The organism is Paenarthrobacter sp. NPDC089988 (genome assembly GCF_044748465.1).
GTDB lineage: Bacteria > Actinomycetota > Actinomycetes > Actinomycetales > Micrococcaceae > Arthrobacter.
The window spans coordinates 139,154-165,966 of sequence record NZ_JBIVGD010000002.1 but is presented as its reverse complement, the minus strand read 5'-3'; the positions used below and the strand labels follow the sequence as shown (position 1 = coordinate 165,966).

The 26,813-nt window shown below is 63.6% G+C and carries 24 protein-coding genes; 3 read left to right on the top strand and 21 right to left on the bottom strand.

Translation table 11 applies throughout. The features are described 5' to 3' along the window. Positions 1-7: 7 nt before the first annotated feature. From ACIPV6_RS04020 to ACIPV6_RS03985, 8 genes are all read right to left on the bottom strand, one after another. Positions 8-2,059, bottom strand: coding sequence for an acyltransferase family protein (locus ACIPV6_RS04020; protein WP_400269632.1), 2,052 nt, complete (start codon positions 2,057-2,059; stop codon positions 8-10). 14 nt (positions 2,060-2,073) lie between these two features. Beyond that, positions 2,074-4,137 carry an acyltransferase family protein gene (locus tag ACIPV6_RS04015; protein WP_400269631.1) on the bottom strand — a complete coding sequence of 688 codons (2,064 nt, stop codon included), beginning with the start codon at positions 4,135-4,137 and terminating at the stop codon, positions 2,074-2,076. Between the two features lie 264 nt (positions 4,138-4,401). Further along, positions 4,402-5,505, bottom strand: coding sequence for a flavin-containing monooxygenase (locus tag ACIPV6_RS04010; protein ID WP_400269630.1), 1,104 nt, complete (start codon positions 5,503-5,505; stop codon positions 4,402-4,404). Positions 5,506-5,754: 249 nt separating this feature from the next. Then, positions 5,755-7,389, bottom strand: coding sequence for a LuxR C-terminal-related transcriptional regulator (locus ACIPV6_RS04005; RefSeq protein ID WP_400269629.1), 1,635 nt, complete (start codon positions 7,387-7,389; stop codon positions 5,755-5,757). Between the two features lie 335 nt (positions 7,390-7,724). Beyond that, positions 7,725-7,958, bottom strand: a complete 234-nt coding sequence (locus ACIPV6_RS04000) for a hypothetical protein (RefSeq protein ID WP_400269628.1) — start codon at positions 7,956-7,958, stop codon at positions 7,725-7,727. 498 nt (positions 7,959-8,456) lie between these two features. Continuing rightward, on the bottom strand, positions 8,457-10,070 hold the full coding sequence (groL, locus tag ACIPV6_RS03995; protein WP_397321993.1) for a chaperonin GroEL: 1,614 nt from the start codon (positions 10,068-10,070) through the stop codon (positions 8,457-8,459). An 86-nt stretch (positions 10,071-10,156) separates the two neighbouring features. Next, complete coding sequence (gene groES / locus ACIPV6_RS03990; protein WP_018776625.1) at positions 10,157-10,453, bottom strand: co-chaperone GroES; 297 nt, start codon at positions 10,451-10,453, stop codon at positions 10,157-10,159. Positions 10,454-10,650: 197 nt separating this feature from the next. Continuing rightward, complete coding sequence (locus ACIPV6_RS03985) at positions 10,651-11,073, bottom strand: hypothetical protein (protein ID WP_400269627.1); 423 nt, start codon at positions 11,071-11,073, stop codon at positions 10,651-10,653. A 67-nt stretch (positions 11,074-11,140) separates the two neighbouring features. Between ACIPV6_RS03985 and ACIPV6_RS03980 the strand changes: the two genes are divergently transcribed. After that, positions 11,141-12,364 carry an SAM-dependent methyltransferase gene (locus tag ACIPV6_RS03980; RefSeq protein ID WP_400269626.1) on the top strand — a complete coding sequence of 408 codons (1,224 nt, stop codon included), beginning with the start codon at positions 11,141-11,143 and terminating at the stop codon, positions 12,362-12,364. Positions 12,365-12,478: 114 nt separating this feature from the next. Here ACIPV6_RS03980 and ACIPV6_RS03975 read toward each other — a convergent pair whose 3' ends face one another. The 6 genes from ACIPV6_RS03975 to ACIPV6_RS03950 form a co-directional block, all read right to left on the bottom strand. After that, positions 12,479-12,859 (bottom strand): hypothetical protein, encoded by a 381-nt coding sequence (locus ACIPV6_RS03975; RefSeq protein WP_400269625.1) that lies wholly within the window; start codon positions 12,857-12,859, stop codon positions 12,479-12,481. A 712-nt stretch (positions 12,860-13,571) separates the two neighbouring features. Next, a complete protein-coding gene (locus ACIPV6_RS03970; RefSeq protein WP_400269624.1) occupies positions 13,572-15,527 on the bottom strand; it encodes an alpha/beta hydrolase in 1,956 nt (651 codons plus the stop codon). A gap of 7 nt (positions 15,528-15,534) precedes the next feature. Next, positions 15,535-15,942 (bottom strand): DUF6507 family protein, encoded by a 408-nt coding sequence (locus ACIPV6_RS03965; RefSeq protein ID WP_400269623.1) that lies wholly within the window; start codon positions 15,940-15,942, stop codon positions 15,535-15,537. A 114-nt stretch (positions 15,943-16,056) separates the two neighbouring features. Further along, positions 16,057-16,869 carry a shikimate 5-dehydrogenase gene (locus ACIPV6_RS03960; RefSeq protein ID WP_400269622.1) on the bottom strand — a complete coding sequence of 271 codons (813 nt, stop codon included), beginning with the start codon at positions 16,867-16,869 and terminating at the stop codon, positions 16,057-16,059. Positions 16,870-16,946: 77 nt separating this feature from the next. Then, positions 16,947-17,069, bottom strand: a complete 123-nt coding sequence (gene ykgO / locus ACIPV6_RS03955) for a type B 50S ribosomal protein L36 (protein ID WP_021472472.1) — start codon at positions 17,067-17,069, stop codon at positions 16,947-16,949. 25 nt (positions 17,070-17,094) lie between these two features. Next, positions 17,095-18,225 carry a GTP-binding protein gene (locus tag ACIPV6_RS03950; protein WP_400269621.1) on the bottom strand — a complete coding sequence of 377 codons (1,131 nt, stop codon included), beginning with the start codon at positions 18,223-18,225 and terminating at the stop codon, positions 17,095-17,097. 145 nt (positions 18,226-18,370) lie between these two features. Between ACIPV6_RS03950 and ACIPV6_RS03945 the strand changes: the two genes are divergently transcribed. Then, complete coding sequence (locus tag ACIPV6_RS03945) at positions 18,371-19,522, top strand: glutamate--cysteine ligase (RefSeq protein ID WP_400269620.1); 1,152 nt, start codon at positions 18,371-18,373, stop codon at positions 19,520-19,522. 36 nt (positions 19,523-19,558) lie between these two features. Here the strand turns inward: ACIPV6_RS03945 and tsaD are convergent, their stop codons facing one another. The 6 genes from tsaD to ACIPV6_RS03915 all read right to left on the bottom strand — a co-directional run bounded on the left by tsaD (position 19,559) and on the right by ACIPV6_RS03915 (position 24,819). After that, positions 19,559-20,677: a tRNA (adenosine(37)-N6)-threonylcarbamoyltransferase complex transferase subunit TsaD gene (tsaD, locus tag ACIPV6_RS03940; protein WP_400269619.1), complete on the bottom strand. Its 1,119-nt coding sequence runs from the start codon at positions 20,675-20,677 to the stop codon at positions 19,559-19,561. Then, entirely contained in the window at positions 20,674-21,177 is a 504-nt protein-coding gene (gene rimI / locus ACIPV6_RS03935) for a ribosomal protein S18-alanine N-acetyltransferase (protein ID WP_400269618.1), read from the bottom strand. The genes tsaD and rimI overlap by 4 nt, the downstream gene beginning before the upstream one ends. Continuing rightward, positions 21,177-21,848, bottom strand: a complete 672-nt coding sequence (tsaB, locus tag ACIPV6_RS03930) for a tRNA (adenosine(37)-N6)-threonylcarbamoyltransferase complex dimerization subunit type 1 TsaB (protein WP_400269617.1) — start codon at positions 21,846-21,848, stop codon at positions 21,177-21,179. The genes rimI and tsaB overlap by 1 nt, the downstream gene beginning before the upstream one ends. Continuing rightward, positions 21,848-22,423 (bottom strand): tRNA (adenosine(37)-N6)-threonylcarbamoyltransferase complex ATPase subunit type 1 TsaE, encoded by a 576-nt coding sequence (gene tsaE, locus ACIPV6_RS03925; protein WP_400269616.1) that lies wholly within the window; start codon positions 22,421-22,423, stop codon positions 21,848-21,850. The genes tsaB and tsaE overlap by 1 nt, the downstream gene beginning before the upstream one ends. Next, positions 22,420-23,661, bottom strand: a complete 1,242-nt coding sequence (gene alr / locus ACIPV6_RS03920) for an alanine racemase (protein WP_400269615.1) — start codon at positions 23,659-23,661, stop codon at positions 22,420-22,422. Before alr ends, tsaE begins: the two co-directional genes overlap by 4 nt. 63 nt (positions 23,662-23,724) lie before the next feature. Then, positions 23,725-24,819, bottom strand: coding sequence for a carbohydrate kinase family protein (locus ACIPV6_RS03915; protein ID WP_397321968.1), 1,095 nt, complete (start codon positions 24,817-24,819; stop codon positions 23,725-23,727). 46 nt (positions 24,820-24,865) lie between these two features. Between ACIPV6_RS03915 and ACIPV6_RS03910 the strand changes: the two genes are divergently transcribed. After that, positions 24,866-26,260, top strand: coding sequence for a 6-phospho-beta-glucosidase (locus ACIPV6_RS03910; RefSeq protein WP_400269614.1), 1,395 nt, complete (start codon positions 24,866-24,868; stop codon positions 26,258-26,260). On the opposite strand, the gene ACIPV6_RS03905 is transcribed toward ACIPV6_RS03910, so the two are convergent. After that, the gene (locus tag ACIPV6_RS03905) at positions 26,257-26,775 is read right to left on the bottom strand and encodes a GNAT family N-acetyltransferase (protein ID WP_400269613.1); all 519 of its coding nucleotides are present in this window, start codon (positions 26,773-26,775) and stop codon (positions 26,257-26,259) included. The two genes, ACIPV6_RS03910 and ACIPV6_RS03905, sit on opposite strands and share 4 nt — an antisense overlap. Between the last annotated feature and the right edge of the window lie 38 nt (positions 26,776-26,813).

Sequence of the window (26,813 nt, the reverse complement as noted above, 5' to 3'; positions counted from 1 at the left end):
GGTGGGGCTAGCTGGCCGACCATCCTGTCGCCGCCAGCAACCGCTCCTCGAACATGGGAATCATGCTCTGCACGTAGGTCTTGGTGAGGTGGTTATCGTCCTTGTAAACGTAGACGTTCCCCACCACGGCAGGGCATGTTCCCTGCTCGCAAATGAAGTCGCTCATGTCCATCAGGAAGAGCCTGTCCACCTTGCCCACGTAGTCATCCAGCGGCGAGGACGCGGCCAGCGACTCTTCCAGCGGGGCGTTGCAATCGGGCGAATCCGGACCCTTTTTCTGGACGCACTCGGGCATGTTGATACTGAAGCGTGGATTATCGCGGACTCCAACCACGTCAATCCCGGCATCCGTGAACGGCTTGATGCCGTCCAAATACCCGGGCACCTCCGTCTCGAACGGCGCTGTCACGTGGGTCAGCGAGGCCACGGTGAACACCGCGTCCGGTTTGTGTTCCATGACGTAGGCGGCGCTGGCTTTGTTGAACTCGTTGCATTCGTCGGTCCGTTCCTCCGACTCCGCCCCGAAGCGGCAACTGCCTTTCAGAAGTGTCACGACTTCCCAGCCGTGCGCTTTGGCAATGGGGCCGAGGGCCGCCATGTACTGCTGGGCGTGGGAATCGCCAAGGACCACGATCCGTTTGGTGACCACCTCCGGATCGTCGTTTTGGAGGCAACCCTCCAACAACGGATCGGACGGCACGTTGTCCCCGGTGCACAGACCGTCGATATCCGCCCATTCGTCTTTCATGGCTGCGGGGGCAGGGATGATCCTGGCGTCCGGTGTTGGTTGGCCGGCGTTTTGCGGCGCGAGTGCGGCAGCACCGGGAGTCAGCTCCATGGGCTGGTCAGCGATCGCAGCGCTCTCCGAAGAAATGGCCCCCTGCCAGACGGTGACCGGCAATGCGAGGAGCGCGCCACACGAAGCAATCACGACGGCGGCACGCCAGGACCGCACGTTCGGCCACTCCCAGCGGCGCAGCGGGCGTTCCACGTAGCGGGTGGTGGCGACGGCCAGCACCATGGAAACTGCCATGATGGCCAGGCCTTGGAGGATATTGGGCGTGCTGGTTTCGGTGACCAGGAGGAAGAACACCAGGACCGGCCAGTGCCAAAGGTACAGGGCGTAGGAATTGTCGCCGACCAGGACCAGCGGCTTGGAGCTGAGGAAACGGTCCGCGCCAAAGCGGCTATGGCTTTGACCGGCCACGATCACGGCAGCGGCGGCCAGCGTAGGCCACAAAGCGACGAAGCCTGGGAAGGAGCGGTCAACAGTCAGGACCAGCCCGCAGGACAGCATGGCGGCCAGCCCGGCCCAGCCCAGGAACACCCGCAGGCGGCGCCCCGGTTTGAGATAGGGCAGCGCCAGGGCCAGCAAGGAGCCGAGTGCGAACTCCCACAGCCGGGTACGGGTGTCGAAGTACGCAATCTCCTGGTTGGTGGCCGTTTGGTCGATCGAGAAAATGAGCGATGCCACGAAGATCAGCCCGAACGCCATGAACAACAACTGCCTGTGGGCCATGGCCTTGCTGTGCGGGAACAGTTTGGCCAGGTGCGGCTGAAGGAGAGCCACCGCGGCAAAGACCAACGGCCAAAGAATGAAGACTTGGCCCTGTACCGACAGGGACCAGAAGTGCTGCAGCGGGCTCGCTCCCGAATGGTCCTGGGCGTAATAGTCCACCGCGGACTCGGCAAGCTGCCAGTTCTGCCGGTACAGCAGGGAGGCCCACGCCTCGGCGAGGACGTCAGGCCAACGGCTTTGCGGAATAAAGGTCCAGGTAGCCGTGAGGACGGCAAGCAAAACCACGACGACGGCGGGCAGCAGCCGCTTGAAGACGTGCAGCCAGTGCCTCAGGAGTTGGAGCGGCTTGTGGCTCTCCAGCTTCCGGGTGAAGGACAAGGTCAACAGGAACGCCGAGATGAGCAGGAACACATCCACACCGCCGGACACCCTGCCCAGCCAGATGTGGTACGCGGCCACCATCAGCACCGCCAACGCCCGCAGGCCCTGGACCTCCGGACGGAAGGCGCGTTCCGCCGTCGGGCTCTGTGCCGTATCCATCACCGCTTTAGCCATCATCGCGTCCACCCCGTCGCGGCAAACCACCTCTCATCGAACATGTCCCCCATGCTGGTGACGTACGTCTTGGACAAGTGGTTGTCGTCCAGATACACGAACACGTTTCCAATGACGCTGGGGCAGGTCACGCCGTCGCACAGGAGGTCGGTCATATCCATGAACGCTGCGTTGCCGAACGTCCCCTGTACCGCGGCGAACGGGCTTTCGGTGGCCAGCACGTCGGGCTCGTCCGACTTGCACTCTGTACTGTCCACGCCCTTGGCCAAGGCGCATTCGGTGACGTTGTAGTCGTAGCGTGGGTTGTCGCGCATGGCCACAACCTGGATCCCCAAATCGTTGAAGTTGGTCACCGTCTGGTCAAAGCCATACACGAGCTTCTCGTCCGGCGACGACGGAGAAGCCATGGTTCCCACCATGAACACGGCGTCCGGCGTCTTTGAGGCCACGTAATTGAATGCGGCGGCATTGAACTCGTTGCACTGCGCTTCGGCATCCGGATTCTGTGGCATGAAGTGGCACCCGCCCAGCAGGAGCGCAGTGACCTTCCAATGCTCAGCCTCGGCCAAGGGACCAATCGCTGCCAGCCATTGCTGCGAATGCGAATCGCCCAGGACCACGATGTTCTTCACGGCGTCGTCGCCAACACCGTTGGTCTGGCAGTTGTCCGCCAGGAGTTTGTCATCCGGCTTGGTATCTCCCTCGCAGGAGCCTCCAAGGTGCGCCCAGTCCTCCGGCAACTGTTCCGCCGTCGGAAGCGTCTTCGCGCCGTCGCCCACCAAGTCCACGTAGCCCGGAAGGAGGGCGTGCGCGCCGGGGTTGTCGTTGAAGGCCTGGGTCTCGGCAGCCTTCTGGTCAAGGTATTGCTTGTACTGGAAGCCCAGGAGCGGCGTGCAGGCAATGGCCAGGCAGGCAGCGATGGAAACCGCAGCCCGCCACTTCTTCACTTCAGGCCACTTCCACTCACGGAAGGGCTTCTCCACGAACTTGGTGGTCAGGAAGGCCAGGACCAGGGCCAAAGCAACGATCGCTGATCCTGACAACCAGCCTGCGTGTTCTTTCCCGCTCCAGGCCAACGCGATGACCAGGATGGGCCAGTGCCACAGGTAAAGGGCGTAGGAGTTGTCACCCAAGCGGACCAGCAACTTGGAGCTCAGGATCCGGTCCACGCCGAAGCGGCTTCCGGTTTGGCCGGCCGCGATCACGCAGACGGCAGCGAGCGTGGGCCACAGCGCAACGAAGCCCGGGAAGGCAGTCTGAACCTGCAGGATGATCCCGCAGCTGAGCATGGCCACGACGCCGACCCAACCCATGACTACGCGGACGGGCTTTGAGAAGTTGAGCGCCGGAAGTATGAGGGCAACCAGCGTTCCCAGGGCGAATTCCCACAACCGGGCGAAGGTATCGAAGTAAGCCACAGCCTGGTTGTTTGCAGTGAAAATGATGGAGTACGTCAGCGATGCGATGAAAATGATCGCGAAAACGTAGGCCAGGGAGGCACGGTAGCGGAGGTTGAACTTCCGGCAGAGGATCGCCATGGTGGCGAAGATGACGGGCCACAGAATGAAGACCTGGCCTTGGATGGAGAGCGACCAGAAGTGCTGGACGGGGCTCGCAAGGCTGTGGTCGGTGGCGTAGTAGTTGACCGCGAGGGTCTGGAGCAGCCAGTTCTCGAAGTAGAAGAGGGATGCCCACGCCTGGTTCACCACTTCCACCCACCGTGTAGGCGGAAGGAACACGAACGTTGCGGCGAGGGTGCTGAGCAGGACCACCACCACGGCCGGGAGCAAGCGGCGGAACAAGTGGAGCCAGTGCCGGATGAGGTCCATGGACCTCCGCTGTTTATAGCGGCCTGTGAACTGCAATGTCATGAGGAATGCTGAGATCAGCAGGAAAACGTCCACGCCTCCGGAGACGCGTCCAATCCAGATGTGGTAGCTGACCACCATGAGGACTGCGAGGGAGCGAAGGCCTTGGATTTCCGGGCGGAACTTGGACTTTGCAACGGGTCCGGCGGCCCGCCTGTTGGGACGGGCGGGCTGTTGGATCGTTGGTGCAGTCACGTTAGGCGATTCCTCAAAGGCTCATTCACAAAGGTTCCATCATATGCGTTTTCGCGCATGCAACCCAGTCAAGTGGGGCGGACGGACCCGGTTCCGGAGGTCAATTAGTTCATCCATCGCTATGGAACAGCACAGTTGAACCTGTGTTCTGGCTGTGCCCTTCCAAGCCGATTCCGGGCCTGACAGGGGCAAACGATCCTCAGTTGCCTTATCTCAATCGTACTGAAAAATCATGTGACCTATTCCACGGACTTTAATGCGCCCTCAGGCGCTTTCCTTCTCCTTTGGTTGGGGTTGAACCTCCGTGTTTCCCCGTTGCTTGGCAGGCCGAACCGATGCCATGACGCCAGCCAGATACCGCGCATCCCTGCCAACTCCCGGGAGCGTGGCGGAGGCGGCAGCGAACTGGAATTCCTGGCCCAGGAAGTAAAGCCCGGGTACGGATTCCACCACGCCGCGAGGGTGGTCCAAGGAGCCTGCGTCCTGCAGTTTGAGCCATGAGAAGTCCTCGCGGTATCCGGTGCACCACACCACATTTGCCACGTCCAGGGTGGTTCCGTCCTCAAGCACCGGCTTGCCTGCGGCAACGCCGGCCACCCTGGACACCATCTGGACGCCCGCCGCACGGAGCTCCTTGCTGCGTGTCCGGATCAGGGGTGCAGCCATGGACTTGAATCCCGGTGCTGCCTTGCGGCCGATGGGCGTGTTCAGGGTCAGGACGTACAAGCCGAGGAACCTGATCACCGGAAGGAAGAAACGTGCCCCGGCCCGGCCATGGCGGACGGGAAGTTCGCCGCTTGGTTTTCCGGACACGGACGTCGGGTGCGTACGGCTGGTTTCCAAGGCAATTTCCGCTCCGGAATTGCCCAGTCCCACTACCAGCACTGGCCCAGGCTGGAGCTGTTGTGCGTTCCGATAGTCCTTGGAATGCATTTGGATGATCCCAGGGTCCAGGTCCTTGGCAAAGTCCGGCCGCTTGGGCAATTGGTGCCCGCCTGTGGCAACCACCACGTTCCGCGCATGCCAACTCCGCTCCCCCGCCACGACAACAAAGCCGTCGGCAGCCTGCCGAACCTCATCCACCCCTGCACCGAGGACCAGGGGCAGTTCGAAGCGTTGGGAATAGTCCTCCAGGAAGTCCGCCAGCTGATCCTTGGTGGGGAAGGCCAGGTGGTCTCCCGGGAACAGCATTCCCGGGAGGCCGTCGTATTTTGCGGGCGTGAACAGCCGAAGCGAGTCCCACCGCTCCCGCCACGCCGCTCCGGCTCTGGGGTTCTCGTCGAGGATGACGAAGTTCCGATGTTGGCTGGCGAGGTAATAGCCCATCGCCAGTCCGGCCTGCCCGCCGCCCACCACGACGGTGTCCACCTCAGTGCGCTGGTTCTCTTGCGTGGCAGTTGTCCTCCTGAATAGTGCTGCGAGTGCTGATACGGCAAACGTATGGCGCCGTGGGCTCCCGGCGCGTCGGGAGGATTGCCCAGTCCGCTGGAGAGGGTGTGGGTATTTATGCGCAGTGAGAGAGCGATCGCCGTAAAGGGGCGGTCGGTGAGAGAGGGTCCGCGGGAAAGGGGCGTTCGGTGAGAGAGGATCCGGGGGTGGGGGTGTGTTGAGGGGGATTCAGGGGATGAGGTGGTGTTCGAAGGCGTAGGTGGTTGCCGCCGCCCTTGAGGGGACGTCGAGTTTGGCCAGGATGATGCTGACGTGGCGGGCAACGGTCTTTTCGCTGAGGTAGAGCAGCCTCGCAATGGATTTGTTCGAATGTCCTGCAGCGATCAATGCCAGGACCTCGGACTCCCTGGGCGAGAGCAGTGATTTGCTTCCGGATTGCCCGCCGCAGAGCTCCTGGACCCGGGCCATCGCCGGCCCGGCACCAAGGTCCGCGAAATCGGCGCGGGCTGCCTCGAATTCCATGGCTGCCGAATCGGCATCCCCCAGCGCGGCACACGCTTGACCCGCCATGACCCGGGCCCCGGCCGCGTGGTAGGGCGCTTCAATGGTGTACCACAGCCGCCAAGCCCGCCGGGCCGCTCCCAAGGCACGCTCCGCTTTCCCCTCTGCCAGCAGGACCGCGGCCTCGGCCTCGGCGGCGAGTGCGAGCTCCAACGGCCGGCTTCCGGGATTAAGCCAGCCGGCCAATTCGTCGACGGCGGTTCTCGCCGCTGCCACGTCACCGGCCTGCAGATCAATCTCGACGGCGGCAGGAAGCAACCGTCGCCGGTTGGCAGGGTCAGCGCCGGCTGCGGCGCGGTGAATGCGTGCTTGCGCCTCTGCCGTCTTGCCGGCCGCGAGCCGAAGCAAGGCGAGGCCCGGTTCCGGCTCGAAGCCCGTTTCCGATGCCATCTTGAAGGCTTGTTCGGCTCCTTCCCACTGGCCACGGAGTCTGAAGACTTCGCCCTCTTGGTACCAGGCACCAAAGGTCGCGTCGGGATCGCCTTTGCGGATGCGTCCTTCGGCGGCGCGGGCCACGGCCAAAGCCTCGTCCCAGGCACCGTGAAGGATCAGCAGCTCGGCGCGGAAGGCCTGGCACTGCGCCCCGAACATCACCATGTCCGGGCGTTCCCCACACCACCGCTCCAGTGCGGCCGTCCACTCTTGTGCCCTCCCTACATCCTGGGCCAAGCGGCAACTGCCCAAGACGGCGCAATAGATGATCCCGGTAGGTATGGGCGAAACTTCGCCGGCAGTCACCGATACCATCACCTCGTCCAACAGTTGCAGGCCTTCCTCGGGGTAGCCGAGCGCCAGGCGGGAAGTCCCCAAGCCAAGGCGCCCCATGGCTTGGAGGTCCTTTTCCCCGAGCGATTCACCTATCTCCAAAGCCCTGCTGAAGAAGCGGTAACTGCTGTCCGGGTCACCGCCGCGCAGGGTGCCGAGTCCAGTCGGGATCAGCAGATACCCTTCTCCCGCGGAAGGATGTCCGACTCCCTCAACCAGCCGTTTGGCCTTGGCCAGCCATCCACTGCCGTGGGCGTGTTCGCCCATATCCATGAGGAACATCACCAGCCACGCGGCGCAACGTGCGGCGCTGTCGGTGTCCCCCACGGTCAGGTACTCTTCGTGCGCCCGGCCGAGGTACTCCACTCCGTCACGGTTGAGCCCAAGCAACATGGCAACCGAAGCAAGAAGCTCCATGTCCTGGGGCGGCAGCCCGCCCTCCGAATCGGCGCGGACGAGGCACTCCAAAGCGTCGCTCCAGCGGCGTTCCGTGAAAGCCGTGCGACCCAGGTCCAGGGCAGTGACAGGTACTGTCATGTCTCACTTCTCCGGTGGAAGCGGCACCCTTGGCGTACCCAACCGCCGCTTCAAGCGTCAGGTTACCGCCCGCCGTCGTACGCGGACAATAGCCCGCGTTGACTCATAGAAAACCTCCGCGTAGCCGGATACGTTGCCTCATTTGAAGACCTCCGCGTGGTGGCGTGGTTGAGGGTGTCGGCGACGGTCTGGGGTATGCCCGTTTTCATGGAGCTCACGATGGCCCAGCGGCAGGCTGTGACGAAGAGGAAGGCTCTGGCGTATCAGGGCGCGTCCCGGGCGGCGAAGTCCAGGATTTTGGATGAGCTGGTCGACTTGACCGGGTGGCACCGGGACTATGCCAGAGCGGCGTTGCGGGGTGCTTTGGTGTTGAAAATCGTCAGGCCCAGGCCCGGGAGATCTCCGGTGTACGGGCCCGAGCTGTTACCTGCCCTGGTCAAGTGCTGGGCGGTGCTGCGGGCTCCGGCGGGAAAGCTGTTGGCGCCGATGCTGCCGGTGCTGGTGCCCTTGCTGCGCCGAGAGAACGAACTGGTCATCACGGATGAACAAGCAGCGTTACTGATGAGCATGAGCGCAGCCACGATCGACCGTAAGCTGGCCGGCGAACGGGCGAAGCTAACCCTGCGGGGACGCTCCCATACCAAGCCGGGAACCCTGTTGAAGGCACAGATTCCCATCCGGACGTGGGCCCAGTGGGACGACGCGGTCCCGGGCTTCGTGGAGATCGATCTGGTTGGCCACGAGGGCGGCAACAGCCTCGGGGAGTTCTGTTTCACCCTGACAGTGACCGATATCGCGACCGGATCACCTTCACCCGGTCCCGCCCAGGCAACAAGAATGACGGCGCCCACGTGCAGCAGAAGAACTGGGCCAGGGTCCGTGAACTGGTCGGCTACCCGCGATACGACACCCCCGATACCCCTAAGCGGAGGTTTACCTATGAGGCAACGAATCAACCCTCCCGGAGGTATTGCAATGAGGCAACAGGTAGCCATCCCGCACCCCTCAGGAGACATAAAGAAACCCCGGCCACGCAGGCGTGACCGGGGTCCCTTTGTGCAGGCAGCTTAGTGCTGGTGGCCTGCGTGTGCGTCTTCTTCCTCAGCCGGCTTCTCGGCAACCAGGGTCTCGGTGGTGAGAACCAGGGCAGCGATCGAAGCGGCGTTGCGGAGAGCGGAGCGGGTGACCTTGACGGGGTCGATCACGCCGGCGGCGATCAGGTCCTCGTATTCACCGGACTTGGCATTGAAGCCATGGTTGGCGTCCAGGTCGGAGACCTTGGAAACCACCACGTAGCCGTCGAAACCGGCGTTCTGGGCGATCCAGCGCAGCGGCTGCGTCAGGGCGCGGCGGACGATGCCGACAGCGGCAGCTGCGTCACCTTCCAGGGCCTTGACGGCGGGAGCCTCGTCCAGCGCCTTGAGGGCGTGGATCAGGGCGGAACCGCCGCCGGAAACGATGCCTTCTTCAAGGGCAGCACGCGTGGAGGAGACAGCATCCTCAATGCGGTGCTTCTTTTCCTTGAGCTCAACCTCGGTGGCTGCGCCAACCTTGATGACGCCGATTCCGCCGGCCAGTTTGGCCAGGCGCTCCTGGAGCTTCTCGCGGTCCCAGTCGGAATCCGTGCGGGTGAGCTCAGCGCGGAGCTGTGCAACGCGGTCAGCTACGTCCTGCTCGGTCCCGGCACCATCAACGATGGTGGTGTTGTCCTTGGTGACCGTGATGCGGCGTGCCGTACCCAGTACCTCGAGGCCAACGGTGTCCAGGCTCAGGCCGAGATCCGGGGAAACAACCTGTGCACCGGTGAGGGTGGCGATGTCCTGGAGCATGGCCTTGCGGCGGTCCCCGAAGCCCGGGGCCTTGACGGCCACAACGTTGAGCGTGCCGCGGATGCGGTTGACGATCAGCGTGGACAGGGCTTCGCCTTCGATGTCTTCGGCGATGATGAAGAGCGGCTTGGAAGCCTGGAGGGCCTTCTCCAGCAGCGGCAGGAAGTCCTGCAGCGAGGAGATCTTGCCCTGGTTGATCAGGATCAGCGCGTCTTCGAGGACTGCTTCCTGGCGCTCTGCGTCGGTGACGAAGTACGGGGAAAGGTAGCCCTTGTCGAACTGCATGCCCTCGGTGAGGACCAGCTCGGTCTGCGTGGTGGAGGACTCTTCGATGGTGATGACACCGTCCTTGCCCACCTTGCCGAAAGCCTCGGCCAGCAGTTCGCCAACCTCATCACTCTGTGCGGAGATCGCTGCGACGTTGGCAACCTGGGTGCCTTCGACTTCGCGGGCGTTCTCCAGCAGGCGGGCGGCGATGGCTTCCACGGAAACCTCGATGCCGCGCTTGATCTCGCCCGGAGCGGCGCCGGCTGCGACGTTGCGCAGGCCTTCCTTGACCAAGGCCTGCGCGAGCACGGTGGCCGTGGTGGTGCCGTCACCGGCAACATCGTTGGTCTTGGTGGCGACTTCCTTGGCCAGCTGTGCGCCAAGGTTCTCGTAGGGGTCGTCCAGCTCGACTTCGCGCGCGATGGTCACGCCGTCGTTGGTGATGGTGGGGGCGCCCCACTTCTTGTCCAGCACCACGTTGCGGCCACGGGGGCCGAGGGTCACCTTGACGGTGTTGGCGAGCTTGTCGATACCGGCCTCAAGCGACCGGCGGGCAGCGTCGTTAAACGCAAGCTGCTTTGCCATGGTTGTGTCCTTTCAGAACGGAAAACCCGCACCACTGGCGGCTGGAGAAAATTCCAACGATGCCTGCGGTGCGGGGTTCCAGGAAGTTACTTGACGACGATCGCGAGGACGTCGCGGGCGGACAGAACGAGGTACTCGCTGCCACCGGTCTTGACTTCGGTTCCACCGTACTTGGAGTAGATAACGACGTCGCCAACGGCTACGTCCACCGGTACGCGGTTGCCGTTGTCATCGAAGCGGCCGGGGCCGATTGCAACAACTTCGCCTTCCTGCGGCTTCTCCTGTGCGGAGTCCGGAATGACCAGGCCGGAAGCCGTGGTCTGCTCTGCTTCGAGCGGGCGAACAACAATACGATCCTCAAGAGGCTTAATCGAGACCGACACTCGGATCTCTCCTTTTCATGAGCTGATTCATGGACTAAGAACAAGGGTGCCGAGGCGTGCAACCGTCGTCGCGGTGCCGGTAGCTGCCTGGCGGTGGTGTTAGCACCCACCTAGGGAGAGTGCTAACCAAGACTCTATGTAAGGCGTTAGCACTCGGTCAAGGTGAGTGCCAGCATTTCGTCATGGGTGAACCCGGCTTACTGGTCCCTGAGGTCGTCCAGGTCGTAGTCCTCGTCGTCGCCGTCCACTGCCGTGGCCCCGCGGTTGAGGTAGAGAACAACACCCGCAGCAACGGCCACGACGCCGGAAACCACCAGGCCGATGATCCCGCCGGCGCGTACTCCGCTGTACAGCTCCCGGATGTCGCGGGCCTCGTCCGTAGCGTCATTGACACTCTTGCCCGTCACCGAATAGGCGGCAGCATTGAAGGAGTCCAACGCAAAAATCACAATGAGCAGGCCCGCGCAGATCACGGCAATCACGACGCCCGCAATCAAGGCGGGCCGCGCGTAGGCCGTAAGGGAACGACCGGCGGAATGTCCATCGGCTCCGGGACGGACGGGCTGGTTATTGTCCGGGTTGTCGGCGTGGGAGGGCTGCGGAGCTGCGGTGTCTTCCATGAAATCAACCCTATCGGGCTGATCGGTCCGGTCTCAGCCCCGGGCGCGAAACGTTAAGCTGGATGCCATGCCCAACGCTCCCCAGGAACACCTCGCGCCCTTGCTCACCACCGAAGGATGGGAACTGCTTGGCTCGCTGGGACCTTACCGGGAAGCCGACGTACTGGCCCTGAATGCGTCCCTGCGCAAGGCCGGGCACTCCCCCGAGCTTGTAGCCGCCGTCCTGACGCAATCGCGCTTGCGGACCAAGGCCGAGGCCAAATTCGGCGAGTTTGCCCACCAGATGCTGTTTACCCAGGCGGGCTTGGAACAGGCCACCCGACTCAATGTTGCAGCCCGGCACGCCGAGCGCTTCGTGAAGGCTGGGATCTCCCACGTGGCTGATCTGGGGTGCGGGCTGGGCGCCGATTCCTTGGCACTGGCATCCATGGACGTCAACGTCACTGCGGTGGAGATGGACGAGACCACAGCCGCCTGCGCCACCATCAACCTGATGCCGTTCCCGCACGCCACGGTGGTACATTCCGATGCCACCTCCGTGGACCTCTCCGGAGTGAACGGCGTGTGGCTCGATCCTGCCCGGCGAACTACCTCAACCTCTGGAACAAAGCGAATCTGGGACCCCGAGGCGTTCTCTCCCCCGCTCTCGTTCGTCGAGGGCCTGGCAGCAACCGGCCGCGCAGTGGGGGTCAAAATGGGCCCAGGCATGCCCCACGATTCCGTCCCGGCCGATTGCGAGGCGCAGTGGGTCTCCGTGGGTGGCGATGTCACCGAGGTAACCCTTTGGTTCAACGCCGTCGCCCGCCCCGGGGTTCGCCGCGCAGCGCTGGTGATCGGCGCCCAGGGCGCTGCCGAGATCACCAGCGGCGAGGATTTCGACGGCGGTCCGGAAGCCGCCGTCGGGCCCGTGGAAGGGTTCCTGTACGAACCGGACGGTGCAGTCATCAGGGCAGGGCTGGTGGCCGATGTTGCTGACCGACTCGGCGGACACCTGGTGGACGAACACATCGCCTACATCTGTGCACCCGAACTCCACGACACCCCCTTCGCCCGCGCCTACCGCGTGCTCGAGGTGATGCCCTACAGCGTCAAAGCCCTCAAGGCGTGGGTCAAGGCAAACGGCATCACCGTGCTGGACATCAAGAAACGCGGCACCGCGGTCACGCCCGAGGAACTCCGGAAACAGCTGCTGCCCGGTAAGCCCTCCGGGAAGGCGAAGACAGCCACGCTGGTGCTCACCAGGATCGGCGAAGAGCGGGTGGTTGTGGTGGTGGAGCCGGTTAGCGTTTAGCCGAGCATTGCCTCTGTCGCCGCGAAGCCACCAAACCCACCATGGCCAGCGCCGCGAAGACTTTCGAACACCGCCACGCACCCTGGGAGCGCCCTGAGAATTCACCAACCACACCTACGTCGTCTTCTTGGCGGCAGCCGGGTCTAGGGTGCATTCGCTGTGAACGTTTATGAATGACGTACCTTTCGACGGCGTGAAAATCAGGAGCATGCCTCGCGGGGCTACAGCATGAATCTCAATGCCGGTGGTGTTTCCACCCATGTTGTCGAAGACGTGTGTAATCCTGTAACCCTTCGATTTCCAATGGGCCTTCATGGCGTCCACGGCAGCCTGCGGATCCTCAACCGGGCCACCCTCTATCTGTGTCTGATAGGCCCTACCATCGTCCTTGCTATGAACCGAGCATGGCCCCGGGAAGAATCCTGCGGTGCGATTGGGATCCCAAATGGGCCAATCTGCGCCAGACTGCTGCACCGTGTCATCAATGGCATCCATGAAGTCCGTGAACACCTCCGCCGCGCTCCGCTGTCCTGGCCCCGGCTCGCCGCCCTGGCCACCACTAGTTGGGTTTGCAGCGCACCCTGACAAGCCCAAACCCACCACAGCCATCACTGCGAAGACCTTCGAACACCACCGCGCGGGCCAGGAGGGTACGGCTAGTTCACGAATCACAACTACGTCGTCCTGCTCTCGGCAGCCGGATCCAAGGTGCATTCACTTACGACCTTGATAAAGCTCGTCTCCGAAGACGGTGTGAACTGTACAAGTAACCCGCGAGGACTTCTGGCATTGACCTGAATGCCCGTAGTGTTTCCACCCATGTTGTTGAAGGTATTGCCAATTATGTAGCCCCTCGATTCCCAGTGAGCTTTCATTCGCTCGGCAGCTGCCTGGGGGTTAGCAATAGATCCGCCTTCAATCTGCGTTTGATATGCCCTACCATCGTCACGGGCCCGAACGGAGCACGGTGGTGGGAAATATCCGGACGTATCGTTTCGGTCCCACTCGACCCAATTCGTCCCGGATTGTCGGACTGTGTCGTCAATGGCGTCCAGAAATTCCGCGAACACTTCCTGCGCGCTCCGCTCTCCGGGTCCCGGCTGTCCGCGTCCGTCGCCACCTGTTGGGTTTGCGTTGCATCCTGCCATCATCAAGCACCCCACCATCATCGATGCCAACCACGCTTTGCGGTCGTACTTTGTCGTTGTCATTTGCCCTGTTCCTCTGCGATTTCTTCAAGAGTCAGGTCACGTTCGATCCACGACCCATTCGAAAAGTACATGCCGCCGTAGCCCGTTTGTGTTTCGCGGCGAAGTGGTAAGAGCTGCTTGATCTGGGCCCCTCGTCCGGTTGAGGTCATGGCTATGTTGTGCGCAGATTCGGTGTCCGGGTCGAGGTAGCCGTGGAGTTCAGTGGCGGCGAACAATGAGTCTCCGCTGCCATTCACTGCCCACCCTTTGGCATCGTGGCCGGTGGTCCGCTTGTAGAAGTGCCCAGTGTCCGGATCGTAACCGCCTTCGGAGGAGAAGGTCTTGCCCCCAAACCACTCACCCGTTGGATCGAGGCGCCCCTCGCGACCCCGCAGCCCACTCCCCAGAATCCCCCAGGGCGCCACTCGGTCCTCGCTCGCCGCGGTCAGATAAACCTCGGCCTCGCCGTCTATGTCTTTAGAAACATGCAGATCCTCTGCAGAGCCAACATCCCGCCCTGCAATCCCGGCAGAGCCAAAGAACGTAGCCGTCGCAACCTCATGGGAGATGGCCTTTAAGGCATAGGAGGCCGTAGTGGTCCCATACGAATGGGCCACAACGTTCAGTTTCACGGCCTTCTCCCCCAGGACGGCGCGGGTCTCGCTGAAGCCATCCAACGCCGCGGCCAGCTTCACCCCGCCAGCCCTGGCCAACTCTGTCGACAGCACTTCGCCGCTGGGCGGCGCCTCAGGCGTGTCGTAACCAACCCACGACACAACGGCGTGGCCAGTCTTCCGGCCATCGCCATCGAGGGCCTGTCCCTGTTCGTCGTATAGGTCCTGCGCGGATTTAGTCCATGATTCCAGCCCGTCAGCCACGGTGGTTTTCATCCCCGGGACGTTCCACGTCACGTGGACTGCTGTGTCCAGATCGCCGATAGCAACGGCAACCAGCGGCTTGCCGTTTTCTTTGGGCGCGAACGAAATAATGCTCCTTGCGGCTGTTGTGCTCTTCTTATCGACTGGCATAAGGGCCTTGTAGATTTCCCGCAGCACCGCTTTGTCCCCCTCGCTGGTCCGCGTGTCGTTGTAGATTGCGTCAAGGTTGGCACGGTTGGCCTTCGCCCTGACCGCATAAGGGATCCCGTTGAGGTTTCCGATGATCCCCGGTGCGGCCACCAACAACGCCGCCTGTTGCTCGGAAGACATCCCAGCCCACCAGCCCTGGACATAAGCCACCGTCGGTTGGTCCTTCAGTCCGTTGCGGAGGTAATCCGTCTCAGCCGAGCCGTAGTCCAGCAACTCCCCGGCCGACATGGACTTCAGCAGGGCCAGCGTCTCCACAGCACCTTCAATGCCGCCCCCACCGCTGGCCTCCAACTTTTGCAACCGGAACCTGGTGAAGTCCGCCCGGAACTCCCTCGCCGCTCCGCCGTCGTAATACACCGGAACTGACGGGTCGATCGAATAGACGCGATTGATCTGACGGGCGCAGTCCTGCTGCGCTTGTTCATGCTGCGATGCCAGCAACCGCACCCGGCGCTCCAGATCCGCGGCCTGCAAAGCAAGAGCAGCACCGCCCGACGAAGCCAACAGGTCACCCGCTTGCTCCATGAACGCCACCCGCTCCTCATACCGGTCCCGCTCGCGATGAAACTGCCCGATCTCGTCCAGCAACAAAGCACGACGCCGGTTCAGGTCCCGGATGTCATCCGCATACGCCATCAACGCCCGATACACCACCGCAAGACCGGCCCGGATCCCCTCACTCTTCTGGGTCACCGGCTTAAACAAAGCCAACAATTCCGGCGCCTCCGGAGCCCGGTACGCATCAGCCATGGCAGACCACTCCGACGACGCCATTTGCACAATGTTCACGATGCCCTGCGCGTTCTCTGTCAGAGGGTTCGCCGCCATCTCCAACGCTTCAGGGTCCGGCCATCCGTCCATAGCCGACGCATCAACTTGGTACACGACAGCCCTACTTCGCCGGATTCCAGGGGGACATGTCACGTGGGAAATCCCTGGAGTTGGGATTCCAGTAGGACATGTCCAGCGGCAAATCTCCGGGACGCAACACCACGATGCTCCGAGCGTTCGCCAGGGCCGTGGCCGCCATGGCCTCGTCGCACGCCACGTAGGCAGCTACCGCCTCGCGGGTACCACCAAAGATGTTGGCCGTTCGCCGCGCCAGCCCATGGACATCCACCGTGAGTACAGAGTCTTCGTAACTCTCCATCGCCATATAGACGGGCCCACTCCGCAGTGCGCCACGAATGTCATCACACACATGCCTCAGCTTGGCTTGAACGGCTGGAAGCTGTTCCATGCGCTGCTTCGAGGCAGCCACCACCGCCAGAGTCCTGCCCGTATCAATGTCGAACGTCACTGCTGCTCCACCAACTTCGTAAGGATTCTGATTAATCCATCGAAATGATTAATCCCTAACGAAGCGTATACCGACAGCAGACTCTCAACTGGATCGGACTAGGACATCCGAACGTCAGCGACGGGAGAACTCCGAGGCTTCACGAACCTGTTCGGGCGTTGGCCTGACGCCGGTGTAGAGGACAAACTGCTCCTCGGCCTGGATGGCGATGACCTCCGCTCCCGTAATGACCGGCTTGCCCGCCCTGCGCGCCGCAGCAATGAGCGGCGTTTCCGACGGCAAGGCCACCACATCGAACACCGCCGTCGCCGCAGCGATGGTGGAATCGTCGAAGGACTGGGCAGTCTCGTCAGCGCCGGCCATGCCCAGCGGCGTGACGTTGATGATGAGATCGGCAGTGGCTCCGTTGACGTCGTCCTGCCATCCAAAGCCATAGAGTTCGGCGAGCGCCCTACCTGAGATTTCGTTACGGGCCACGATGGTCACATTGGTGAAGCCGGCATCCCGCAAAGCAGCGGCCACAGCCTTGGCCATGCCGCCTGCTCCCCGCAGGAGGACCGAGTGCGTCGTTGGCACTTCGTGATCCTTCAAGAGTCGGGCAATAGCGATGTAGTCGGTGTTGTAAGCAGTCAGCACGCCATCGTTGTTGACGATGGTGTTGACGGAGTCGATGGCCTTGGCGGACGGGTCCATCACATCCACCAGCGGGATGACGGCCTCCTTGTAGGGCATGGATACCGCCGCACCGCGAATGGGAAGGCCCCTGATTCCGGCCACGGCGAGCGCAATGTCCGCGGGCGCGAAGGCCTTGTAGACAAAGTTCAGGCCGAGCAGGTCATAGAGATAGTTGTGGAACCTGGTTCCAATGTTGCTGGGTCGGGCAGCAAGCGAGATGCAGAGGGCCATGTCTTTGTTCAGGATGGGCATGCACCCATTAAACAACCATGATGGGCAAGCCGGGTGAATAAGTCATATTTATTTTGCCGGCTTGCCCACTGGATACGTCAGCCCTGCCGCGCCTTCATGCGCGGGTTCTGCTTGTTGATCACAAAGGTGCGTCCGCGGCGACGGACGATCTGTGCTCCTGGGATCTTCTTGAGCGCGCGAAGCGAGTTCCGGACTTTCATGGTTGTTCTCCTTATGTTGTAGGGATCAGAGGGTTTCACTGAGCTCGAAGGGGTCGTGCCACTCCGCGGGATGCAGCGCCATTTCTGCCTCGGTAATCTGACAATCGTCCAGCAAGCGACGAATCTCCCCGGGGTCGACGTCCTCCGAGCGTCCAGTGATGGCCAGGACGGTACCGCGGTCACCATGGTGGGGATGCCAGTCGAGGACGGCGTCGACGTCGGCTCCCGGACCTGCGGTGCCGACCACGTCCGCCAGCCAAGGCCCGGTGCTTTCCAGCCACACGCGGGGACCAACGCCTTGGATGGCAATCCGGACCCCCGCCGCTGATGCGATCCATAGACGGCCCCGCATCCAGTGGGTTCCGGCCGCCAGTTGGGGCAGCGCCTCCCGAAAGCGCCCAGGATGAAGTGGCCTTGATGCCTTATGCAGGACGGTACTGAAGAGCCCGGGGGCTTCGTCCAACGGAACGCGCACCGTGCCAGGCCTGGTGCGGGCTGCGGCTTCGGCATCGTCGTAGCATCCCGGCCTGAACTCATCGGAGGAGCCCACCACAGCGGCATGCGGAGCCAGTTCACCGAGCAATTCAACTCCGGATCCCCAAGCCTCCGAATCCACCCGCGGATCACCCGCGAGCTCCGCCCCCAGGCCCGCGTGGAGCATGACTGTGTCCACCTGACCGAATTCGCCAATGAGGAATTCCCCACTGGTGCGGTCATCCTGCGGCATGGACGTGAATCCGGACTCGAACAGGGTATGGCGGTCCCAGACATGGTCTTCCACGTCGGCCGGATCCAGGGCCAGTACCGCATTGTCGATCACCAGCGAATTCCCCGGACGTTGACGGAGTTCAGCTACCACCATGCCCGCAGCCACCCCCGGCGGCAAGCCAAGGACCGCATGGTCGAAACCGCACGAGGCGAGCCGCTCCGCCGTCGGAATAATGTCCAACCGGACAGTGCAGCTCAGGCACCCATGTTCCAGGACGGTGGTTTCGCGCTCAAAGAGTTGACCGTCCCGGTAGACGCGACGGAGGACCACAGACCCATCCAGGAGGTCGTGGAAAACGACGGCGGAGTTGCTGTGGGTCCGGCCGAGCCGGGCCGCCGCCACTTCGCGGCATTGACTGTCCAGGGAACTGACGATGGAGAGGTGCATGCCAACATCCTAGTTAAGAATCATTCTCATTAGCAATTCACTGACGGTAGTTGCAGCATCTCCGGGCGGGCCGCTGCACTAGACTTGAGCCGACCGCTGGCGGCCCCGCAGCGGGGAAGCGCGACGAACATAACGAGGGGACTACGTGCAGATTGATTTTGCGCCATCCAGGCAATCGACACTGGGTGTGGAATGGGAGCTGGCGCTCGTCAACGCACGGACAGGGGAACTGGTCTCGGTCGCGAACGATGTCCTGAAGGGCGTCGCCGCCAACCACCCCGACCTCAACGAGGACGACGAGCACCCGCACATCAAGCGCGAACTCCTCCTCAACACCGTGGAACTCGTCACCGGGGTCTGCGAAACGGTCAAGGAAGCCAAGGAAGACCTGAGCCGCTCCCTGGCCGCCGTCCGCGAAGTCACAGACACCATGGGTGTGGAGGTGTTCTGCGCCGGCAGCCACCCCTTCAGCCCTCCGCTGCTCCAGCCGGTCACGGACAAGGAACGCTACGCAAAGCTGATTGAGCGCACCCAATGGTGGGGACGCCAGATGGTGATCTACGGCGTGCACGTCCACGTGGGCATCGACCGCAAGGACAAGGTCCTCCCCATCCTGGACGGCCTGGTCAACTACTTCCCGCACTTCCAGGCACTGTCCGCGTCCAGCCCCTATTGGGCGGGCGAAGAAACGGGTTACGCGTCACAGCGCGCCCTGATGTTCCAACAGCTTCCGACGGCGGGACTTCCGTTCCAGTTCGACGCGTGGGATGGGTACGAGGCCTACGTCCAGGACATGTTTACCACCGGCGTCATCGATGCGATCTCAGAGATCCGCTGGGACATCCGCCCGGTTGCCGCCCTGGGCACCATCGAGATGCGCATTTGCGATGGCCTTGCCACGCTTGAAGAAGTGGGCGCGATCGCAGCGCTGACACAGTGTCTGGTCCATGAGTTCTCCGGCATCCTCGATGCCGGCGGCACCATCCCCACCATGCCGCCATGGCACGTCCAGGAGAACAAGTGGCGCGCGGCCCGGTACGGGATGGAAGCGATCATCATCCTCGACGCCGAGGGCAACGAGAAGCTCGTGACCGAACACCTGACCGAGACCCTCGACCGGCTGAGGCCCATCGCTGCCGAGCTCGGCTGCTCCGAGGAACTCGCAGACGTGGCCAGGATCATCGAACGGGGCGCGAGCTACCAGCGCCAGCGCCGCGTGGCAGCCGAGCACAACGGCGACCTCCAGGCAGTGGTGATGGACCTCGTGCAGCAAATGCGCAAAGGACCGGACGCCTGATGTCCCCTCCCGCCGTGGATTCAGAGCAATGCGGATCTAGGCCGGCACTGAAACCGTAGTCACCGGCATGGACGAATCCGGGGCGAAGGACACTCCACTGGGTCCGATTCCAGCCATGATCAGTTGGGCTCCCAGGGCAGCAACCATGGCACCGTTGTCCGTGCACAGGTTCAAGGGCGGAACGTGGAGCTTGATCCCCGCCGAGGTGCAGCGCTGACGCGTCAGTTCGCGAAGCCGCGAATTGGCGGCGACGCCACCGCCCAACAGGAGGTCCGTGATCCCGTGTTCCCTGCAGGCCAGCACCGCTTTGGACGTAATGACGTCCACCACGGCTTCCTGGAACGCCGCAGCGATATCAGCCACGGGGACGTCCTCGCCGCGGGCTTCGAACTGTTCCACGCAGCGGGCAACAGCGGTCTTCAGGCCACTGAAGGACCAGTCGTAGCGGTGCGGGCCTTTCTCTTCTGCGGTGCCCATGTATTTGGGCTGCGTCAGGCCGCGCGGGAAGCGGATGGACTTCGGATTTCCCTGCCGTGCCAGTTTGTCGATGGCGGGACCGCCGGGATAGCCGAGGCCAAGGATGCGGGCCACCTTGTCATACGCCTCGCCTGCGGCGTCATCGATGGTGGAGCCCAGGAGCTCTACGTCGTCGGTGATGCTGCGGATCCGCAGGATTTCCGTATGGCCTCCTGAAACCAGAAGTGCGCCGAGGTTCTCCGGCAGTTCCCCGGCACCGAGGCCGGCGGCAGCACCGGCGTCGTTCCTTGCATCCAGCAGCCCGACTCCGACGTGCGCCACCAAATGGTTGATCGCGTAGAGCGGCTTGCCGGTAGCAACGGCGAGTGCCTTGGCCGCGCAGACGCCCACCATCAGCGCACCGGCCAGGCCGGGTCCTGAGGTGACGGCGATTGCGTCGATGTCCTCAAGCGTCACCCCCGCTTCATGGAGGGATTCCTGCAACGTGGGAACGAAGGCGTCCAAGTGGGCGCGCGAAGCAATCTCGGGAATGACACCGCCAAACCGCACGTGCTCGTCCATGGACGAGGACACCGTGTTGGTCAGGAGCGTGGTTCCCCGCACGATGCCGACACCGGTCTCGTCGCATGAGGACTCGATGCCCAGCACCAACGGCTGCGTGGGAAGTGCGGCGCTCACTCGGAGGCTCCTTCTGTTGGGGTGGAGTTGTTCAGCGGCAAGCGCATGATCAGGGCATCCGTGCCGTCGCGGTAGTAGCGGGGACGGATGTGGATCTGCTCGAACCCGAAACGCAGGTACAGCTGCTGGGCCCGGGGATTGTCCGCGCGCACCTCCAGCAGGACGTCGGCCGCGCGGCGGCGCCGTGCTTCCTCGATCAGTTCGGTAAGGATCGCCGAGCCGATGCCCTTTCCTTCAAATTCAGGAACGACGGCGATCGTCTGGACGTCCGCAATGGGCTCGATGCACATCAAGCCGGCGTAGGCGATGATCTCGCCCGCGGCCTCGGCCACGACGTAGCGACGGGTTTCCGGCTGGGAGAGTTCATCGAAGAACATCTGCAGCGGCCAGGCATCCACCGGGAACAGGCGGCGCTCGAGGGCATCGACGGCAGCGACGTCCGCCTCGGTCATGTCCCGCAGGGAGACACCCTCGAGTTCAAGTTTGGGTGAGAGCTTCATCAGAGCGCACGCTTCCGTGGGCCGGGGACCTGGGCATCGGACTCCCGCAGGTACAGCGGCGTTGAGTCGAGCAGCGGCTGTCCTGCAGAAAGTTTGGCCAGCGCGAACTGACCCAAGGATGAGGCGTCCGGTTGCGTTTCCGCGAAGTCCTCGTTCGCGTTGAGCACCTCTGCGTAGAGCCCGGCACCAGCCCCGAAGACTGGAAGGTCCGGGAGGTCTGCCGCGAAGCCCACATGGGGTCCGTCCACCAGCTGCGGCAATTGGCCTTCGGCGAGGGTGTAGCGGGCCCAGTACACCTCTTTGCGCCGGGCGTCCGTTGCCACGAGGAACTCGGGGACAGCGGCCGTGGACTCAGCAACTTCCAACGCAATCGCGTCGAGGCTCATCAGGCCGTACAGGGGCTTGTTCCAGACGAAGGCCAGCGTCCGGGCTGTGGCGATGCCGGAGCGGAGACCCGTAAAGGGACCCGGCCCCACACCGGTGACGATAGCGTCGATATCGGCCCCCGTGACTCCGGCGCCCGCCAGGAGCTTCTCGATTCCCGGAGCAAGGACCTCGGCGTGGCTGCGCGTGTCTTCGGTGGCGAAGGAGTCCACCACGCCTTCCATGGCGTCCTCGGAAATCAGGGCGGCACTAGCCACGGCTGAGGTGTCGATGGCCAGGATCAGCATCAGTTGCCTCCTTCGGGGAGTGTGGTTTCAAGGAGTGCCGGGGCTTCCTGCCAGCGTGGGCCGAAGCCGCGGAAGACGATGGTGCGGGGCTCGTCGTCGTCCTCGGTGTCAAAGTCGAGGACCTGCCCACCGGGCGCGTCCTCGCCGCCAACTGCGCGGTGCAGGTCCACTTCCAGCCGACTCTCGGACAAATGCTCTACCCGGTGGCGCCCCCACTCGACCACGGTCACGGACGTGTCCATGGTGTTTTCAAGATCGATATCGTCAATCTCCCCCGAGGACTCCAGCCGGTACGCGTCCACGTGGACCAGGTCCGGACCGCCCGGGCGCGGGCCGTCGGCAAGGTTTGGATGGATCCTGACCAGGACAAACGTGGGTGAGATGATGCCGGACCTCACCCCGAGGCCTTCTCCGAGCCCCTGGGTGAAGGTGGTCTTTCCGGCACCCAGTTCACCTGTCAGGACCAGCAGGTCTCCGGCCTCAAGCACCCCACCGAGCGATGCGGCGAGCTCGTGGGTCTCTTCCGCCGTCGTGACTTTGACGCTGCGTTCCCAATTCGCGGGTGTGCTGTTCACAGGGCGGCTGCCTTGGATGCCGCCGCAACCTCGGCTGCCGAGGGAACCTCATTGACATAGGTTCGTGGAACGCGGGGACTGATGCGGGTGACGATCTCGTAGTTGATGGTCCCGGCTTCGGCAGCCCAGTCGTCTGCCGTGGGTCCACCATCCGTGCCGTCGCCGAACATCACCGCTTCGCTGCCCTTGAGGCCGGCAGCTTCCTCCTCCGTGAGGGGTCCAAGGTCAATGACCATCTGGTCCATGGCGATACGTCCCACCACGGGGTAGGTGACACCGTTCACGCGGACCGGTCCGCCCGTGGCAACACGTGGCACACCGTCCGCGTATCCCAGCGGGATCAGCCCAAGCGTGCTCTCCGTGGTGGTGTGGTAGTTCAGTCCGTAGGACACGCCTTGGCCTTCGGGAACTTTCTTGCAGTTGGACAACAGGGTCCGAACGGTCATGGCCGGCCGGAGGCCGAGTTCGGCGGACGTAGCTCCTTGGAAGGGCGAGAGGCCGTAGACGCCCAGGCCTACGCGGACCAGGTCGAAGTGCGAATCGGGCCGGGACAACGTGGCAGGAGTGTTGGCGATATGCCGGACTTCGGTGTCCACCCCGGCGTCCTCGGCCATGGCCAAGGCCTCGCGGAAGACGGTAAGTTGTTCGTCGGTTTCCGGCCGCTGCGGTTCATCGGCAACGGCCAGGTGGGAGAAGACCCCCACCACGCGCAGCAGGCCCTCGTCCTGGTACTCCATGGCCTGGCCCAGGAGCTGGTCCCAGTCGTCGATAGTGCAGCCGTTGCGGCCCAGGCCGGTATCGATTTTGAGGTGCACGCGTGCAGGGCGTTCCTGGTCCCGGGCTGCCGCCACCACGGCGTCCAGTTCCCAGCCGGAGATTCCGACGTCGATGCCGGCGGCAACTGCCGCTTGGAAGTTGCTCTCGCGGGTGTGCAACCAGGCAAGCAGGGGCGCATCGATGCCTGCTGCGCGCAGGGCGAGCGCTTCGGAAATGTGGGCAACACCCAACCAGGAGGCCCCGGCGTCAAGGGCGGCACGGGCCACCTGCACCGCTCCGTGTCCATAGGCGTCGGCCTTGACGACGGCCATGACGGAGGCGGGCGAAGCGATACCGACGAACTGGCGAACGTTGTGCCGAACAGCTTCGAGGTCGATCACGGCCGAGCGTTCAAGCATCGCCGACTTTGCTATGGAGGGCTTGGAACCGATCCCGATATCTGCTGCTGCTTCGTAAGTCACCCTAGAGATTCTAGTGGGGTGGGTGAACCCGGGTTAACTGCGCTGCTTCCCCGGCTTGCCCGGCTACTGAGCGTCGGACAGGTGAGCGATGGTTGCCCGGGCCCGCCGCTGGGCCTCGGCCGGGATGTCCCGCACGATCGGCTCAAGGAATGCGAACCGCCGCAGCCATTGGCTCGACTGGCGCTCCTTCCGTGCGTTGGCCCTCTGCCACCAGTCGGCAATGTCTCCCCAGCCCGGGGCCGCAAGCGAACCGCCCACCTGCTGTACAGCCAAGGAGGCACAGAGATTCGCGAACCTCAGGCGGTCCCCCAGCTTCCAACCCGCGAGGCTGCCCACAATGAACGCCGCGCCGAAGCAGTCCCCGGCGCCCGTGGGGTCCGAGGCAGAGACGGGCAACGAGGGCACCCATTCTTCCTCGCCGGTTTCGGAGTCCACGGCCATGGCACCCTGCGGTCCGAGCGTCACCACAGCCACGGGGACCCTGTCCGCCAACGAGTAGAGCGCAGCCCAAGGGTCGGCTTTCCCGGTGAAGGCCATGGCCTCGGGAGCGTTGGGCAAGAACGCGTGGTAATGCTCCAACTGCTCCAGCCTGCGCTGTGACCATTCGCCGCTGGGGTCCCAGCCCACCACACCGAAAAGCTTGGTGCCGGCCGTCTTGGCGGCGAGCATCCACGGTTCCAGTTCCTCGCCGAGGTCCGCTACGGCTGCGAGCGCCTTGGGTGGCCGGCCGATGAGTTCCGAGGCGTTCACCGGTGCGGGGTGCCCGTGCGTCACCATGGACCGGTCCTGGTTGACGCACATGGACACCGTCACCGGCGAGTGCCAACCGGGCACGCGCCGGGACAAGGAAAGATCCACGTGCTCCTGGGTTTCCAGGATCTCCCAGTTGTAGTCCCCGTACCCGTCGTCGCCAAAAGTGGCGGCCAGATTGGTCCGCAGTCCCAGTCGGGCCGCGGCGATCGCCTGGTTTGCCACTCCACCAGGGCAACTGCCCATGCCTTCACTCCACACTTCGGTGCCGGGTTCGGGCGCGTGCGGAAGGCCCGTGAAGATGATGTCCTGGAAAACCGTTCCGGTGAGCAGGAGATCGCACTGGTTTTCGCCATCGGACCGAACGGAGGCAAGGGGATCATAGCGACGCTGGGGCATGGCATCCATGCACGGCAGACTACGCTGCACCTTCCGGGCTGCATAGACTCGGACCATGCGGCTCATGATCGCCGGCGGCGGCGGATTCCGGGTTCCCCTTGTGTACCGTGCCTTGTGTTCGGGCCCCTCCGCGGGGCTCGTGGACGAGTTGGTCCTGTACGACGTGGATACCACCCGCCTGGTGGCAATCGAGTCGGTCCTGACGGCCATGCCCGTACCGGAAGGTTCCCGTCCCGCCGTCGTGGTTTCCACGGACCTGGGCGAGGCGCTGGCCGGGACGCGCATGGTATTCGCGGCGATCCGTCCAGGCGGGACGGCGGGCCGGATGATCGACGAACGCGTGGCTTTGGACCTGGGCGTGCTGGGCCAGGAAACAACCGGAGCGGGCGGCATCTCCTACGCGCTGCGTTCCATCCCGCGGATGCTCGAACTCGCCGAGGCCATGCGGCTCCACTGCCCCGATGCGTGGCTCATCAACTTCACCAACCCCGCCGGGATGGTCACCGAGGCATTGGTGCCCGTACTGGGCAAGCGGGTGATCGGCATCTGCGATTCGGCCGGTGGCTTGGTGAAGCGGGCCGCGGCGGCTGCGGGGGCGCCGCTGCCGGAAGGGCGGCTCGACGGCGTGGGCTACTACGGGCTCAACCACCTCGGTTGGCTCTACCGGCTGGCACCGGGAGGAACGGACCTGCTGCCCGGGTTGCTGTCCAGCCACGATGCGCTTGCCTCGATGGAGGAGGGCCGGCTGTTTGGACAGCACCTGCTGGAACTGCTCGGCTGCCTCCCTAACGAGTACCTGTATTACTACTACGAAACCCACCACGCCACGCAGGCCATCCGCCGGCAATCCGAGACGCGCGGGGCCTCCATCCACGGGCAGCAGGCCGCGCTCTATCCTGGCTTGGTTGGTTCCCCCGATGCGTATGCACGGTGGGACGCTGCCCGGTTGTCCCGCGAGGAAGGGTATCTGGCTGAATCGCGCGAAGAGGGCGAACAGCGGGACGAATCGGACTTGGCCGGTGGCGGCTACGAACGGGTGGCTTTGGCGGTGATGCGGGCGCTCTCCGGCTCGGCGTCCGGGGCCACCACCGAGTTGATCCTGAACGTGCCCAACTCCCCCGTGGCGTCCGTTGCCAGGGTGGACACCGCGGAGGTTGCCGTGCCCGGGTTGCCGGCGGACGCCGTCGTCGAGGTTCCCTGCCAGGTGACGTCCGACGGCGCGTTGCCGCTCCCACAGGACCGTCCCGGTGGGCAGTTCCTCACCTTGATGCGGCACGTCAAAGAGGTGGAAGGGCTCACCATCCAGGCCGTCCGGGAAGGCGACAGGGAGGCTGCCCTGCAAGCCTTCGCGGCCCATCCCCTGGTGGGTTCGGCGGATCTGGGGCGGCAGCTCCTGGAGGGCTACGAGGACGGATTCCCTGAGCTGGCGCAGTTATGGGCGGAACGCTAGAGCTTCTGATACATGACGTGCAGGCCCACGTAGCCAATCTCAGGGTGGTTGAAGGCCTCGGGAACCGTGGCAAGGATCTTGAAGCCCATGGACTGCCACAGCCACACGGCACGGACGTTGCTTTCCACCACCGCGTTGAACTGCATGGAACGGAATCCGGCTGCCTTGGCCTCCTTCAGGGAGTAAGCGCACAGTGCCCGCGCAATGCCTTGGCCCGAATGTTGGGCACCCACCATGTAGCCTGCGTTTGCCACGTGGCTGCCGCCGCCGGCCTGGTTGGCATGGAACTCACCGGTACCAAGGATCGCGCCGTCCGCTGAACGCACGGCCACGAACGTCTGCCCGGGGGCGTCCTTCATCCATTTGGCCCTGGCGGTTGCCTCATCGGTGTCCCTGTCCCACGTGAAGGTTTCACCCTCGCGGATCACCGGTTCCAGGACGGACCAGATGCCCGGCCAGTCGTTGTCCGTGGCTGGGCGGATGTCATAGCTGTTTTCTAGGCTCACAGCGGACACGGTAGCAGCCTTGTGGGTTCCGGGCAGGAGTAGTGTTT